The 14,496-nt window shown below is 72.2% G+C and carries 12 protein-coding genes; 1 reads left to right on the top strand and 11 read right to left on the bottom strand.

Annotated features, from left to right (window positions below):
• Positions 1-10: 10 nt before the first annotated feature.
• From AC4BEG_RS19970 to purN, 10 genes are all read right to left on the bottom strand, one after another.
• Positions 11-928 (bottom strand): serine/threonine kinase C-terminal domain-containing protein, encoded by a 918-nt coding sequence (locus AC4BEG_RS19970; protein WP_490701112.1) that lies wholly within the window; start codon positions 926-928, stop codon positions 11-13.
• 170 nt (positions 929-1,098) lie between these two features.
• Positions 1,099-1,926, bottom strand: a complete 828-nt coding sequence (locus AC4BEG_RS19965; protein WP_490701111.1) for a serine/threonine kinase C-terminal domain-containing protein — start codon at positions 1,924-1,926, stop codon at positions 1,099-1,101.
• A 1-nt stretch (position 1,927) separates the two neighbouring features.
• A complete protein-coding gene (locus AC4BEG_RS19960) occupies positions 1,928-2,386 on the bottom strand; it encodes a hypothetical protein (protein WP_490701110.1) in 459 nt (152 codons plus the stop codon).
• Positions 2,373-4,157 carry an AbeC-like domain-containing protein gene (locus AC4BEG_RS19955; protein ID WP_490701109.1) on the bottom strand — a complete coding sequence of 595 codons (1,785 nt, stop codon included), beginning with the start codon at positions 4,155-4,157 and terminating at the stop codon, positions 2,373-2,375. Before AC4BEG_RS19955 ends, AC4BEG_RS19960 begins: the two co-directional genes overlap by 14 nt.
• A gap of 152 nt (positions 4,158-4,309) precedes the next feature.
• Positions 4,310-5,299, bottom strand: coding sequence for a malate dehydrogenase (locus AC4BEG_RS19950; RefSeq protein ID WP_490701108.1), 990 nt, complete (start codon positions 5,297-5,299; stop codon positions 4,310-4,312).
• 268 nt (positions 5,300-5,567) lie between these two features.
• Positions 5,568-6,674, bottom strand: coding sequence for a helix-turn-helix domain-containing protein (locus AC4BEG_RS19945; RefSeq protein ID WP_490701107.1), 1,107 nt, complete (start codon positions 6,672-6,674; stop codon positions 5,568-5,570).
• A gap of 610 nt (positions 6,675-7,284) precedes the next feature.
• Positions 7,285-7,728 (bottom strand): DUF3017 domain-containing protein, encoded by a 444-nt coding sequence (locus AC4BEG_RS19940; RefSeq protein ID WP_490701106.1) that lies wholly within the window; start codon positions 7,726-7,728, stop codon positions 7,285-7,287.
• On the bottom strand, positions 7,718-8,602 hold the full coding sequence (locus AC4BEG_RS19935) for a bifunctional methylenetetrahydrofolate dehydrogenase/methenyltetrahydrofolate cyclohydrolase (RefSeq protein ID WP_490701105.1): 885 nt from the start codon (positions 8,600-8,602) through the stop codon (positions 7,718-7,720). Before AC4BEG_RS19935 ends, AC4BEG_RS19940 begins: the two co-directional genes overlap by 11 nt.
• A gap of 110 nt (positions 8,603-8,712) precedes the next feature.
• Positions 8,713-10,278 carry a bifunctional phosphoribosylaminoimidazolecarboxamide formyltransferase/IMP cyclohydrolase gene (gene purH / locus AC4BEG_RS19930; protein ID WP_490701104.1) on the bottom strand — a complete coding sequence of 522 codons (1,566 nt, stop codon included), beginning with the start codon at positions 10,276-10,278 and terminating at the stop codon, positions 8,713-8,715.
• On the bottom strand, positions 10,275-10,955 hold the full coding sequence (gene purN, locus AC4BEG_RS19925) for a phosphoribosylglycinamide formyltransferase (protein WP_490701103.1): 681 nt from the start codon (positions 10,953-10,955) through the stop codon (positions 10,275-10,277). Before purN ends, purH begins: the two co-directional genes overlap by 4 nt.
• A 355-nt stretch (positions 10,956-11,310) precedes the next feature.
• Here purN and AC4BEG_RS19920 point away from each other — a divergent pair, with 355 nt between their 5' ends.
• Positions 11,311-12,204, top strand: coding sequence for a hypothetical protein (locus tag AC4BEG_RS19920; RefSeq protein WP_490701102.1), 894 nt, complete (start codon positions 11,311-11,313; stop codon positions 12,202-12,204).
• Positions 12,205-12,268: 64 nt separating this feature from the next.
• On the opposite strand, the gene AC4BEG_RS19915 is transcribed toward AC4BEG_RS19920, so the two are convergent.
• Entirely contained in the window at positions 12,269-14,311 is a 2,043-nt protein-coding gene (locus AC4BEG_RS19915; protein WP_490701101.1) for a cell division protein PerM, read from the bottom strand.
• Positions 14,312-14,496 lie beyond the last annotated feature (185 nt).

Here is a 14,496-nt window from a genome sequence, read left to right as displayed (position 1 = left end):
TGCGTTCCGGTCACGGTGTAGTGCAGGAAGCGGTGGGACAGAAGGTATCCAGCGCCGCCTGGTGGATTTCCTGCTCGCTCGCCCGGTCCCCGGAAGGACCGATGACCAGCACCGCGTACATCGTGCCGCTGGGCGCGGCGAAGCGGCGGTCCATGATCCTGCGGTGGCCGTCGCTCTTGCTTTCGTAGGTGTACTCCAGCTGCGCCGGGTCCATGGCGGCGGTGCCGAGCGGAGCCAGGGTGACCTGCTCATAGCCGCGGTGGCGGGAGGCCAGCCGCTCGGCCTCTCGCGCCGACTCGTACGGGGTGGCCTCGGGGCCGTGCAGCTCAAAGATCTGGATCATGGTGCTGTCGTCGGGCGAGGTGTAGAAGACGCTGGGGCCCTCGACGGTGCGCAGCCAGCCGTCCGGGACGGCGAGGTGGAACCCGGCCGGGTCGCTCTGGGTGCTGTAGCCCGCGGGCGGATCACCGCCGGTCAGCACCGGGGACGACGGGGTCCCGAACGGGGTGGCCGACGCGGACGGCAGCCCCGGCAGATCCGTCGGCACATCCGTGGGCGCCGAGCTGGGCCCATCGGTTTCGGGGCCGGGCGTGGGCAGGTCATCGGCCGAGGGCGCGTCCGGGGCCGGTGCCCGTGAAGGGCTTTCGTCCAGCCCCGGCAGCGGAGCGGCCCGGTATCGGGTGTCCCCGTCACCGCCGAAGGCCACCCAGCCGGAGAACGCGACCCCGACGGCCAGGAAGATCGCCACGGCCAGCGCCTGGAAGACCCGACGGGTCTCGGCACCCGGCGGCGGTGGTGGCGGGGGCGGTGGCGATGCCCACTGCGGCGCACCAGCCGCGAGGGTGTCCTCCCACTGCCACGCGGCTTCCCGCTGCTGCCCCTCACCGCCGGGCCACTGCTGCCGGTCCCCCGGCCCCCCGTGCTCCATGAACGCCCCCCCATAGCGGAACTCTTCTGCCGATAAGGCGAGTTAGCCGACATACGGAGAACCCAGTATGAGGGACACCGCCCCAACTGCCACCGTCTCGATACCGGATACTTCGCCGGATGCGCGGCGGATCCCGCGCGCTGTGCTGTGCCGCGCTGCTTCGTCCTGACCTAGGGCTCCGATCCCGCCGGGCAGTACGCGGTGGGACAGAAGGCGTTGAGCACGATCTTCTGCCGCTTCCGCTGCTCCGGCCAGTCCGCGGCCGGGCCCGCCACCAGCAGCGCGTACTGCACTCCGTTCTCCTCGGAGAAGGCGCGGTCGAGAATGCGGCGCGGGCCGTACTTCTCGCTGCGGTAGCCGTATTCGAGCTCCGCGTCCGCCCCGTCGCCGGAGCCGAGCCGCTCGAGCCGGTAGCGGTGGTAGCCGGGGGTCTTCTTCCGCAGCCCCGACTCCGCCTGCCGCAGCGCCTCGTACGGGGTGATCTCCGGCTCGGTCAGCGCGAAGACCTGGATCAGACTTCCGGCGTCGGACGATTCGTAGAACACGCCCGTATCGCGCTTGACGCGCCGCCAGCCCACCGGGACATCAAGGGTGAACCCCTCCGGATCCCTGGTGCGCACATATCCCGTCGGTGCTCCGCCGCCCACGTCCGAGGAGACCGACGGCGATGCGGACGACGGCGATACGGACCACGGCGCCGACGGCGGCGCGGACGACGAGGATGCCGACGGAGACGGCACACCGTCCGCCCCGGGCCATCCCGCGCTCGGCGTGGAATCGCTCCGGGCCCGGTCCTCGCCGCCCTTCCCCTCCAGCAACTTCCAGACGCCGACGCCGATTCCACCGACCAGCAGCACGGCGAACACCGACAGCAGCACCACACCCTGATACGGCAAAGGCGGTCTGCGGCCCGGAGCCGGGGGCTCCGCACCCGCCCCCACCCAGCGCTGCGTCTCCTCGTCCCAGCGGGGGCCCTGCCCGCCGCCCGGCGTGGTCATCTCAGCCGCCCAGCAGCACGCCGACCGCCTGCCCCACGGCGACCCCCGACGCGAGCATGCCGATGCTGGCGCTGGCGTCCTGGAGCAGGGCGCGCATCCGGGCCAGCCGCCCGACCCCGGCCCGGCCGGTGCGCTGGATCTCGTCCTGAGCGGTGGCCAGTTCATTGGACAGCGCCTGGACCTCCGGACCGGGCACCACCCGCTCCAGGTCGGCGGCGAGCTGCCGGACCGCCTCCAGCAACTCCTCGTACGCCGGGTCGCACGGCGCCTCGCCCCGCGATGCGTTCACGATGTGGTTATGGTCGCCGAAGCCGACCGCGCTGCCACGCACACTGCCGATGCGGATGTCCCCGAACTTCCGCCCGCCGCCGGTGTCCGTGGCGCTGCCCGCCGTGCCGCCGGTGCCCGTGGCCCCGCCGTCCGTCGCGCTGTGCTCACCGTCCGCGTCAGCCGTCGTCATGGCCGCCTCCCGCTCCATTGCGTGGGGTGTTGCTGATCGTGTTGTGGTCGCCGAAGCCGAAGGCGCTGTTCTCGGCGGACTCGATGAAGATTCCGCCGCCGCTCACATTGATGACCTTCTGCTCGAACTCACCGGTCTCCCAACCGGCTTCGGCCAGCGCCTGCCGGACCCCGTTGGCCACCCGGTCCTCGACGCTCTTCAGATAGCGGCTGACATCCATCTCCTGGAACAGCGAGGCGCCGCTGTCACTGCCCAGCTCACGCACCGACGCCCAGGGGCCGTCGGGTATCGCGGCGTCATAAGCGCCCGCGTACATCCGCCAGAGGAAGGCGGCCGACTGGAAGAGCTGGATCAGCGCCCGGCCCGCCGCCGTGGGCGTATGCCCCAGCGCCCATAACGCCTTGCCCGGCAGCCCGCCCCGACGGTGGGAGTCGGAGATCCGGTCGACCGCGCGGAAGGACGGGCGGATCGGACGCAGCACATGAGGCGCGAACTCCAGCATCAGCATGCCGCCTTGGGTGTGCACCCGCACGAAGACGGTGACCACGACCTCTTCGCGCCATGCACCGACCCGGATCCGCAGGAAGTGGCGCCGGATCTCGCCGCCCTCCTCGACGGCCTCGGCCCGCTCCCGGGCGAAGTCCGCCTCGCCGTACGGCACGGAGGACCGGTTGCGCAATCCGGTGACCTTGAGGAACACACACTCGTCCAGCTCCAGACCGCGCAGCCGGTCGCGGACCCGGTCACCGGAGGCGCCGGGCGGCTGGGCGGGGAGCCGGGCGGGGCCAGCGGACACGCCCCCGGCGGACGGGGTGCGCAGCGCCTCCACCAGCGGCCGGATCCGCTCCAGGATCACGCGGTTGTCGAGCGGCAGGGCGGTGGTGCCCTCGCGCGGGCGGAGCTCCACGGCGAGGGTCCAGGTGGCATGGGCGGTGCCCGCGCCGAGGAAGGGATGCTGATCGTGGTAGAGGATCACCGGCGCGTGCTGCTCCCGCCGTATCAGGGCGCACACCCGCTGGAACCGGGTGCCCTCGAACCGCTCGGCCGGATCCGCGCCGGGGTCGGCGAAGGTGACCGGATCCAGCTCGGTGGCCAGCACCCGGGCCACATGCTCCCGGTGCAGGGCGACCGCACCGGCCATCGCGGCGGGGATCAGCAGCGCGAACCAGGCGTCGGTGGGATTCGCCCCGGGCAGCAGCACCGACGGCAGCACACCGGTCAGCCCGCCCGGATCAGGTTCGTCCGCGAGGGCAAGCTCAAGTGCGTCGGCCACATAGGAGATCAGCGTCAGCCATCCGGCCAGCCGCAGCACCGCGGCCGCCCGCCGCCGGTAGACCCCGACTTGGTCGGCCCCCGGATAGTCGGCACGGAAGGGGCCGGACGCGCCGCCCCTGGCCCAGGAGGCCAGCAGCAGCAGCCCGCTGGACAGCAGAAAGGCGAAGAAGAAGCTTCGGGCGAGCATGAAGTGCAGCAGCCATAACGCCGCCAGCAGCGCCGTCCAGCCCGCTTCCAGACGGCGGGCGCGCAGCGCATGGGCGAGCACTCGGGCCGCGTCGATCCCGAGGGACGGCGCCACGGAGCGCTCCTCGTGGACATACAGCTCGTCCACGACGGCATCCCGGAAGTCGTCGTCGAGATAGGTGCCCGCACACAGCAGCCGGGTCGCCTCACCTCTGGTGTGGGGTGAGTGCGATGAAGGGACGGGGCGCGCGGGCTCCGGCCGCAAGCGCGGCTGACGTACGGCATGATCGGCGCGACTGTCCCTGGCCATGCTCTCCCCCCGAGGCCGGCGTCAACTCCTCCCACGGTAGGGGAGGATGAGCCGTCATCACAGGGAATGGCCGAAGGGTCACTCTCCGGAGTGAATACCGGAGTGTGACCCTTCGGATGGCTGCCCGACGGAGAACGGGCGGGGACCAGGCGTCAGATGAGGCCCAGACCGCGCACCGCCTCGCGCTCCTCCTCGAGCTCCTTGACCGAGGCGTCGATCCGGGTGCGCGAGAACTCGTTGATGTCCAGGCCCTGGACGATCTCGAACGAGCCGCCCTTCGCGGTGACCGGGAAGGACGAGATCAGGCCCTCCGGCACACCGTAGGAGCCGTCGGAGACCACACCGGCGGAGGTCCAGTCACCGGCGTCGGTGCCGTTCACCCAGGTGTGGACGTGGTCGATGGCCGCGTTGGCGGCGGAGGCGGCCGAGGACGCGCCGCGCGCCTCGATGATCGCCGCACCGCGCTTGGCGACGGTCGGGATGAAGGTGTCGGCCAGCCACTGCTCGTCGTTGACGACCTCGGCGGCGTTCTTGCCCGCGACCTCGGCGTGGAAGACGTCCGGGTACTGGGTGGCGGAGTGGTTGCCCCAGATCGTCAGCTTCTTGATCTCGGCGACCTGGACACCGGTCTTCTTCGCCAGCTGCGACAGGGCGCGGTTGTGGTCCAGGCGGGTCATCGCGGTGAAGCGCTCGGCCGGTACGTCCGGGGCGGCGGCCTGCGCGATGAGCGCGTTGGTGTTGGCCGGGTTGCCGACCACGAGGACCTTGATGTCGTCCGCGGCGTGGTCGTTGATCGCCTTGCCCTGCGGCTTGAAGATGCCGCCGTTGGCCTCGAGCAGGTCGCCCCGCTCCATGCCCTTGGTGCGCGGACGGGCACCGACGAGCAGCGCCACGTTGGCACCGTCGAAGGCCACGTTCGGGTCGTCGGAGATGTCGATGCCGCGCAGCAGCGGGAAGGCGCAGTCGTCGAGCTCCATCGCGGTGCCCTCGGCGGCCTTCAGTCCCTGTGGGATCTCCAGGAGACGCAGCGCGACCGGCACGTCCGGGCCGAGCAGCTGACCGGAGGCGATACGGAAGAGCAGCGCGTAGCCGATCTGGCCTGCCGCGCCGGTGACGGTGACATTGACGGGAGTGCGGGTCATGGCGGTCTCCTGCGCTGTGTTTTCTGTCAAGATCTCTTGGTGTCGAGATACCTGCGTCAGGCTATCCGACGCCGTCGCGGGCCCGGTCTCCCGGGCCACTGTGTCACTGCTCACCGCACACACGCTTGGGCGGCCGCCTGCCAGGAGGGGGAGTGCAGGCGGCCGCCCATAGCCGCACCCGTGGGGGGGTCGGCCTGCGTTTTCCCCGATTCCACGGGGCCATTCCCAACGCATCCAAAATCGTCCGGACGAGTACCGAACGCCCCCGTCACCCGTTCGCGGCACGGTCCGTACAGCCGCGGACTCCGCTGGTCAGCGTGGCGCAGGCGGTGGCCTGCGCAGTGGTCTTCGCCGAAACCATCCGGGTGTACGCCTCCCCGCCGGCCTTGACCTCACCGCTCTGGCTGACCGACGCGCCGCCGCCCCCACCCGGGGCACTGACCCGTATCTGATCGCCGGTGGCCGCCCGGGTGATCCGGGCCCAGGCCGCGCCGCAGGTCTGGCTGTAGCGGACCTCGACGTAGGCGTTGCCCACGGTGAGGTTGGCGGAGGTGGTCGCCTTCGCCCCACCGCAGCCCATGACCTCCGGGTCCTTGCCGGTGCAGTCCTTCCCCGCGCACTTCACCCCGCGGGGCAGGCTGGGCGCGGTGGTGGCCGGGGCGGTCTTAGGGGCCGCGGCCGGCTTGCCGTCGTCGCCCGTGCCGACCAGGACCACGGCCCCGGCGACGAGCAGCAGCGAACTCACGGCGGCCCCGGCGAACAGCGCGATCCGTCGGCGCCCGCCCCGTCCTTCCGCGGAGGCGGCAGGGGCGGGAGCAGCGGCGGGGGCGCCAGGGGCCGAGGGGGCGGCACCCGGGTACGGCGCCGTCGGCGGGGCGGTGGCCGGGGCGGTGGGCATCCGCGGCCGCTCCGGTCCGGGCGGGGCGACCACGCGGTCGGCCTCGGCGCCATTGGCATCCTTGGCATCCTTGGCAGCCTTCGCGCCCTTCACGGTCTTATCCGAGGGATGACCGTTATTCTTCCCCTGCTCCGGGGCGAACTCCTCGATGGCCGCCCGCGCCTGGGCGACACTGATGGCCTCCATCGTCACGTCGTGCCGGTTCTCCGAACGGCTCCAGGCCCGCTCCGCCAACTCCCACAGCGTGATGAGGTGATGGGCCCCGGCGCCGGTCACCTCGGCCAGTGCCTCCACCGCGCGCTGCGGTGGCAGCAGACGCCCGTTGAGGTAGCGCTCCCATGAGCTCTTGCTGTAGCCGGTGCGGTCGGCGACGGCTACCACGCTCATCCCGCTGCGCTCGACGATCCTGCGCAGCTGACCGGTGAACTCCCGCACCTGCGGGTCGAGTTCCTCCGGCAGCTCCCTCCAGCGAGGCATTGCCTCCCCCTGTTCCCCCCGTGTGGATCTGGTGAATCTCCTGTGCTGGTACCGCGATTGGCACCCCAAGGATCCGAACTCCCTCTCCACGGGATGCCGTGGTCCAGGATGTCAGTTCCCCCGCCGGGGGCGCATTGCGGCTCTCGATATACGCCGAAAGCGCCCTCGCGCCCCAGCTCATCGTTGCGCAGCCGAGAACTCGTACCGGAATGGTCACTTCCGCGCCACAGGCCGCCCACGTCCATTGATCGCGCACAGCCAACGCACAACCCTGATGACCGGGCGGTCCGTCCTTCTTCGGGGGAGAGGGCGGACCGTCGCCGGGTCGAGGAGACCCACCACAGACGACGGCGGCCCGTCCTCCCACGGGGGAGAGGACGGGCCGCCGTATCTCAGAGCCTCGCGCAAGGGCCGCCGTACGCCCCGGCTGGGTCGTACGCCCGGCTAGGCCCTGTCCGGTGGGTCTTTGAGGAGCAGCCCGCGGCGTCTGGTGCCGTGCATGGCAAGGCGGAGGATCGCCCTCGTACTGGGCGTACTCGGGCGACTTTCGACAACGCGGCGAGGTGCGGTGCCAGGCGTCGCGGGCCCGACAAGACCCACCGGACAGGGCCTAGCGCACCGTGAAGTGCACCAGATCCTCCAGGAACGGAATCGTCACCATGGGATTCGGCTGAGCCATCAGGGACAGCAGCACGATCGCCGCGCCCAGCAGCCCGTACGTCAGCATGTCGGTGAAGCGCGACCGCACCGCGAGCATCCCGACCTCCGGCAACGCCCACCGCAGCGCCGCGCCCGCCAGCAGCGAGAGCCCGATCAGCACGGTGCCCGCCCGGAACGCGTCCAGGGCGACGATCAGCAGCCCCAGCCCCACACCGCCCATCACCGCGAGCAGCGGCCACTGGCGCACGGGCGCCGGAGCGCCGCCGGGCGCCGCCCGGCCACCGCCCTCGGGACGCGCGGTGTCCCGGGTGATCAGCGGAAACCGCCGCGACTTGCGGGCGGGCTGCCCGGTCTGCGGCTCCCCGGCCGCCGGTTCGCTCGCCTCAGCCGTCATGACCACCACCGCCGTGCGCCGCCTTTGCCGTGTGCTCGGCTGCCTCCACGACATTGACCAGCAGCTGGGCGCGGGTCATCGGGCCCACTCCGCCGGGGTTCGGCGAGATCCAGCCCGCGACCTCGGTCACCCCGGGGTGCACATCCCCGGCGATCTTGCCGTGCTCGTCCCGGCTGACGCCCACGTCGAGCACCGCGGCGCCCTGCTTGACGTCCTCCGGCTTGATCAGGTGCCGCACCCCGGCCGCCGCCACGATGATGTCGGCCTGGCGCAGCACCGAGGGCAGATCGCGGGTGCCGGTGTGGCACAGGGTGACCGTGGCGTTCTCGGAACGGCGGGTCAGCAGCAGCCCGATCGAGCGGCCGACGGTGATCCCGCGGCCGACGACCACCACATGCGCGCCATTGATCTCCACACCGTGGTGGCGCAGCAGCTGGATGACGCCCTGCGGGGTGCACGGCAGCGGGCCGGACTCGTTCAGCACCAGCCGCCCGAGGTTCATCGGGTGCAGTCCGTCGGCGTCCTTGGCGGGGTCCATCAGCTCCAGCACGCGGTTGGTGTCGATGCCCTTGGGCAGCGGCAGCTGAACGATGTACCCGGTGCACTCCGGGTCCTCGTTGAGCTCTCGGACCACCGCTTCGATCTCCTCCTGGGTGGCGGTCTCCGGCAGATCGCGCCGGATGGAGGCGATGCCCACCTCGGCGCAGTCGCGGTGCTTGCCCGCCACGTACCACTTGCTGCCGGGATCCTCGCCGACCAGGACGGTCCCGAGACCGGGGTGGACACCCTGCGCCTTCAGCGCCTCCACACGCTTGACGAGGTCGGACTTGATCGCGGCTGCGGTTGCCTTGCCATCGAGAATCTGGGCGGTCATGTCTCTTATCCTCCCGGATGCGGGGACGTCGGATCCAATCAGGTGCGGTCGGTACCGCGCAAAGGCCGCACCCCCAGGGCCCGGGAGTGCGGCCTTGCGAGGTTCACCGCTCAGTGGAAGAAGTGGCGCGTACCGGTGAAGTACATGGTCACGCCCGCCTTCTGCGCGGCCTCCACGACCAGCTCGTCACGGACCGAGCCGCCCGGCTGTACCACGGCACTGACCCCGGCGCGGGCCAGCACCTCGAAGCCGTCCGGGAAGGGGAAGAAGGCGTCGGAGGCGGCGTACGAACCGCTCGCCCGCTCCTCGCCCGCCCGCTCCACGGCCAGCTTCGCCGAGTCGACACGGTTGACCTGACCCATGCCGACGCCGACCGTGGCGCCGTCCTTGGCCAGCAGGATCGCGTTGGACTTCACCGCGCGGCAGGCACGCCAGGCGAAGGACAGCTCAGCGAGGCCGTCGGCGTCCAGCGCCTCCCCGGTGGCCAGGGTCCAGTTCGCCGGGTCGTCGCCCTCGGCCTGGAACCGGTCCTTGGCCTGGACCAGCGCGCCGCCCTCGACCGGGCGCTCCTCGACGGTCGCCTCGGGGGCGTCGGCGCAGCGCAGCACACGGATGTTCTTCTTGCGGGCGAGCACCTCGACCGCGCCGTCCTCGTAGTCCGGCGCCACGATGACCTCGGTGAAGATCTCGGCGACCTGCTCGGCCATGGCGACCGTCACCGGGCGGTTGACGGCGATGACCCCGCCGAAGGCCGACAGCGGGTCACAGGCGTGCGCCTTGCGGTGCGCCTCGGCGACATCGGCGCCGACCGCGATCCCGCAGGGGTTGGCGTGCTTGATGATCGCGACACAGGGAGCGGCGTGGTCGTAGGCGGCGCGGCGGGCGGCCTCGGTGTCGACGTAGTTGTTGTACGACATCTCCTTGCCGTGCAGCTGCTCCGCGTGCGCCAGGCCTTTGCCCGAGCCGTCGGAGTAGAGCGCGGCGGACTGGTGCGGGTTCTCGCCGTAGCGCAGCACCTGGGCGCGGGTGACGGTCGCGCCCAGGAACTCGGGGAAGCCGGAGTCGTCGGCCGCGGCGTAGTCCCGGGCGAACCAGTTGGCCACCGCGACGTCGTACGCCGCGGTGTGCTGGAACGCCTCGGCCGCCAGCCGCTTGCGTCCCTGAAGGTCGAAACCGCCCTCGGCGACGGCCTTCAGCACCTCGTCGTAACGCCCGGGGTTGACGACCACGGCCACGGACGGGTGATTCTTGGCGGCGGCGCGGACCATGGACGGCCCGCCGATGTCGATCTGCTCGACGCACTCGTCGGGCGAGGCGCCCGAGGCGACGGTCTCCCGGAACGGGTAGAGGTTGACGATCACCAGCTCGAACGGCTCGACGCCCAGCTCGGCCAGCTGGTCGCGGTGTGCCTCCAGCCGCTGGTCGGCGAGGATGCCCGCGTGGACCCGCGGATGCAGGGTCTTGACGCGGCCGTCGAGACACTCCGGGAAACCGGTCAGCTCCTCGACCTTGGTGACCGGGACACCCGCGGCGGCGATCTTCGCGGCCGTCGAGCCGGTGGAGACGAGCTGGACACCCGCCGTGTGCAGCCCGCGGGCCAGCTCCTCGAGCCCCGTCTTGTCGTAGACGCTGACCAACGCGCGGCGGATGGGCCGCTTCGTACCTTCGGCGGTCACGGGATCCTTACCTTTCGTCCCTCAATGCGGTAGCCGTGACGCGCCAGACGCCCCACGACCTCGACGAGCAGCGAGCGCTCGACTTCCTTGATCCGCTCGTGCAGAGCGGACTCGTCGTCCTCGTCCCGGACCTCGACCACGCCCTGGGCGATGATCGGGCCAGTGTCGACGCCGTCGTCGACGAAGTGGACGGTGCAGCCGGTCACCCGCACACCGTGCGCGAGCGCGTCGCGCACACCGTGGGCACCGGGAAAGCTGGGCAGCAGCGCGGGGTGGGTGTTGACGCAGCGGCCGCCGAAGCGGGCGAGGAACTCCTTGCCCAGGATCTTCATGAATCCGGCCGAGACGACGAGGTCCGGCTCGTATCCGGCGGTTGCCTCGGCCAACGCGGCATCCCACGCGGCCCGGCTGACGTGGTCCTTGACCCGGCATACGAAGGTGGGGATTCCGGCGCGCTCGGCGCGCTCCAGTCCCTCGATGCCCTCGCGGTCGGCGCCGACGGCCACCACCTCGGCGCCGTAGGAGTCCACGCCCTCCGCGGCGATGGCGTCGAGCAGCGCCTGAAGGTTGGTACCCGAGCCGGAGACGAGAACGACGAGGCGGGCGGGGCGCCCGGGGCGGGCGGAGGAAGGCGGGGAGGCCACGGCGGGGTTCTTTCTCGCGGGCGGTGCTGCCATTTGTATGGTCGTACAAGGCCGTGGACTCGAGAATTCCGGGGAACTCTACGAAGCCGCCGACCGTCAGCAACGATACCGGCACACCAAGCGGCCCCCGGGGGACGGGGGCGGGCACGGGAGGTAGCGTCTGGACTGCGAATCCAACTGACGCCGTGGGAACGACCGTCGCGCCCGCACCGCCGACCCGCCCGGCACCAGCCGACCGCGGACCCGGTGTGCAGGCGACGACACAAGGGGAAGACACACTCCAGATGCCGGACCGACGCCGCCGCGCGGCTCATCGCCTCACTCCGACTCCCGCCTCGACCGGGGGGCGGCGATGAGGCATGCCCGCACGTCGCGTACGACGCCGCTGATGCATGAGCAGCAGTCGCCGTCCTCCTCGCCTCCACCCTCCTCCCCCGGCGCGTCCGAGGGCGCTCCCGGGGCCTCCCCGGGCGGCTCCCCCGGAGCCCCGTCCGGCGGTCCGGGCGGCGGCAGGCCGGAGGACAATCCGTTCGCCCCGCCGCCGGCGGACAGGCCGGACCAGCCCTGGCAGCCGCGCCATCACCCGGACGGCGGCAGCGGCCCGAACGGCCCCGAGGGGCATAACGGCCAGAGCGGACACGACGGCCAGGGCGGCCAGGACGGTCAGGACGGTCAGAACGGCGGCCAGGACGGACAGCAGCCCCCGGCGTGGGGCAGCCAGTGGAGCAGCCGCCAGCCCGGCCGCCAGAGCGGCGGCTTCGGCAACCTCCCCGGCGCCAACCGCCCCAGCGGTCCCACCGGCCAGAGCGGCCCGCGCTGGGACCCCACCGACCCGGCCCAGCGCCGCGCGCGGTACGCCCTGCTCTCGGGTATGTGGGGATTCTTCTTCGCGCTGTTCAGCCTGCCGCAGATCGCGCTGCTGCTCGGTGCGCTGGCCCTGTACTGGGGCATCAGCGCGCTGCGGGCCAAGCCGCGGCGTCCGGCGCCGTCCCCAGCCCCCGCGCAGGCAGCGCTGAACGCACCTCCCCCGCCGCCCGGCGCCACTCCGGCCCGGCTGCCGGCGCCCGGCTCCGCCGGGTCGAAGCCGCAGTCCACGGCGGCGATCAGCGGTCTGGTGACGGGCGCGCTGGCGCTCGCCATCGTGGCCGCGACCTTCACCCTCCAGTTCGTCTACAAGGACTACTACACCTGTGTGGACGACGCCCTGACACAGACCTCCCGCCATCAGTGCGAGCGCCTGCTGCCCGAGCAGCTGCGGCCGCTGCTCAGCACCGAGGACTGACCGCACACCACGGCCCGGCAGGCGCGCTGTCCGCCTGCCGGGCCGTGATGTGTGTCCGGACGCCTTACGCGTCCCGGGCGCCGGGGGCGCTGTCCTCCGCGGCCGTCGTGGGGCGCGCGTCGCCGCCGGACGTGGGCTCCGCGCCCTCGCTCCCAGAGGTGCCGGACGCTCCCGACTCGGCCGGTGCGGTGGACGGCTCGGCCGCCACGGACGCGGTGAACTTGCGCCGGGAGGTCAGCCGATGGCGCGGGTGCGGTGCCGTGCCGAGGGCGGGCTGCGCGGGCGCCGGGCGGTCGGCCTCCATGCCGCCGTCCCCATCGTTCACACCGGTCACACCGTTCACAGCGGGAGCGCCGTTCGGACCGACGCGGCCGCCGTCTCCGTTCGTCCCGCCGATCACACCGTTCACCGGCGCGGCCGCGGCCGTGTCCTGGAGAGCGTACGCACCCGTGGGCACGCCCGCGCCCCGGCGGCGCACCCCGCGCTTCCGCTTCCCGCCCGCCGCGCGGTGCCTTCGCGGTCGCAGCCACTGCCACCACGGCTCGGACATCGCCTTGCGCAGATCGATGTCGTCCATGGGCGACGGCACATTCGGCTGTGCGGCCGCCTTCGCCACCGCCTCCGCGTGCACGGCCTCCCGCTCGGCCTTCCGGGCGGCCCGCTCCGAGGCGCGCGCCTGCCGCCTCCGCGCACGCAGCTCCGCGCTCGCCACCCGGGCCGCCTTCCACTCGTCCCACGTCGAACGCGTCGGAACGTACAGCCGGACCCAGCGCACCAGCACCGCTCCCGGCACCCCGATCAGCGCCGTCCAGCCGAGTGTGGCCCCGCCCGTACGCCACCAGTTGGGGCCCAGGTCGGAGAGGATGCCGATCCCCAGTGGGCCGCCGGAGACGGCGGCCAGCAGTGCCATCGCGGCCGCGCAGCCCAGCGCGGCCAGCCCGGCCAGCACCGTGGTCTCGGTCAGGGTCCAGGAGGGGCGGTCACCGCGGCCCAGCCGCCGCGCGGCCGCGATCCCGATGAAGAGGGCCAGCGACAGTCCCGCGGCGATACCCGTCAGCCAGATCAGCGGCACTCCCGTCCCGGCGCCGGGCAGCGCGGCGACCAGGGGGAAGTCCGGCAGCTTGGGGGTCGAGGTGACACCGAGCGGGGCGATCACACTGCCCCCGCCGACCGCGAATCCGGCGCCGACGCCGTATGCGGCGCCCCAGACGATCGCGTTCGGCAGCAGCGCCAGGCTCACCAGCAGCACCGCGAACCGCCCCGACCACACATCGCTGAGCTGGAGAAACGCCAGCTGGACCGCGCCGGAGTGGCTGAGCATCGAACCGGCGGTGAGCAGGGCCCCACAGCCCAGCAGCACCACCAGGGAACTCGCCGCGGCTCGGAGGGCGGCCATCAGCGGACGGCGTCGGCACCAGCTGCGTCCGCGCACCCACACCAGGACGCGTACGGCCGTCTCGGCACCCCGGATCCGCCGGAGCGGGGCCTTCAGCCGGGCCGGGATCCGTACCGGGAACCGACCGTCGGCCACCCACACCCCGAGGGCCGCGACGGCTCCGACGACGACCGGCAGATGCAGCAGCGCGCTGACCGCGTTGACGTGCAGCGGTCCGGACGCGGCGTAGACCACGGTCGCCACGCCCACCAGCAGATAGCCGCCGGTCACCCATCCGAAGGCGGTGCGCGGATCCCCGGCGGACTCCTCGGGCACCCACTGCCCGTCGCCCTCGGTGCCCTCCTGCTGGTAGACGGCGTGCTGTGCGGCCCGGTAGAGCAGCCAGCACGGCAGCAGGCCCACCACCAGCGGAATCAGTCCGACGGGCATCGAGTGCCCGGAGAGCGATTCGGTGCGGACGAGTTCCGAGCCATGGCCGAGCAGCCACAGGTCGGCGGCGACGTGCAGGGCCCCGTCGGGGCTGCTCACCGGGGAGGGGGAGGTGATCCACAACAGGAGTACGGCGACGGAGAGCGCGCCCAGGCCGAGCCCCGCGGCGACCACACCGCCGAGGAACCCTTCCCGGGCGGCGGCGGAGGGACGCTGGAGCGCGGCACGGCCGCGTGAGGACAACGTCGGGCTGCGATCGGTCGTCTGGGTCACGACGACCATGCTGCCAATAACAGCCGTTTCATCCCTACATCAAGCGATTAGTCGCCGTGTCGCGGTTAGTCCGCTTATGCGTCTTTTATTGACTCAAGGCCGAATGGGTGGGACCGACCCTGAGCCGAGTCGGCGGAACACCCCACCGAGGACCGATGAAAAAGCGCGGACCCGCACCACCCATGAGTGGTACG

It is taken from the genome of Streptomyces sp. JLBJ103, assembly GCF_058215575.1.
Note: the sequence above shows the minus strand (reverse complement) of the source record. Positions and strands in the feature narration are given on the sequence as shown.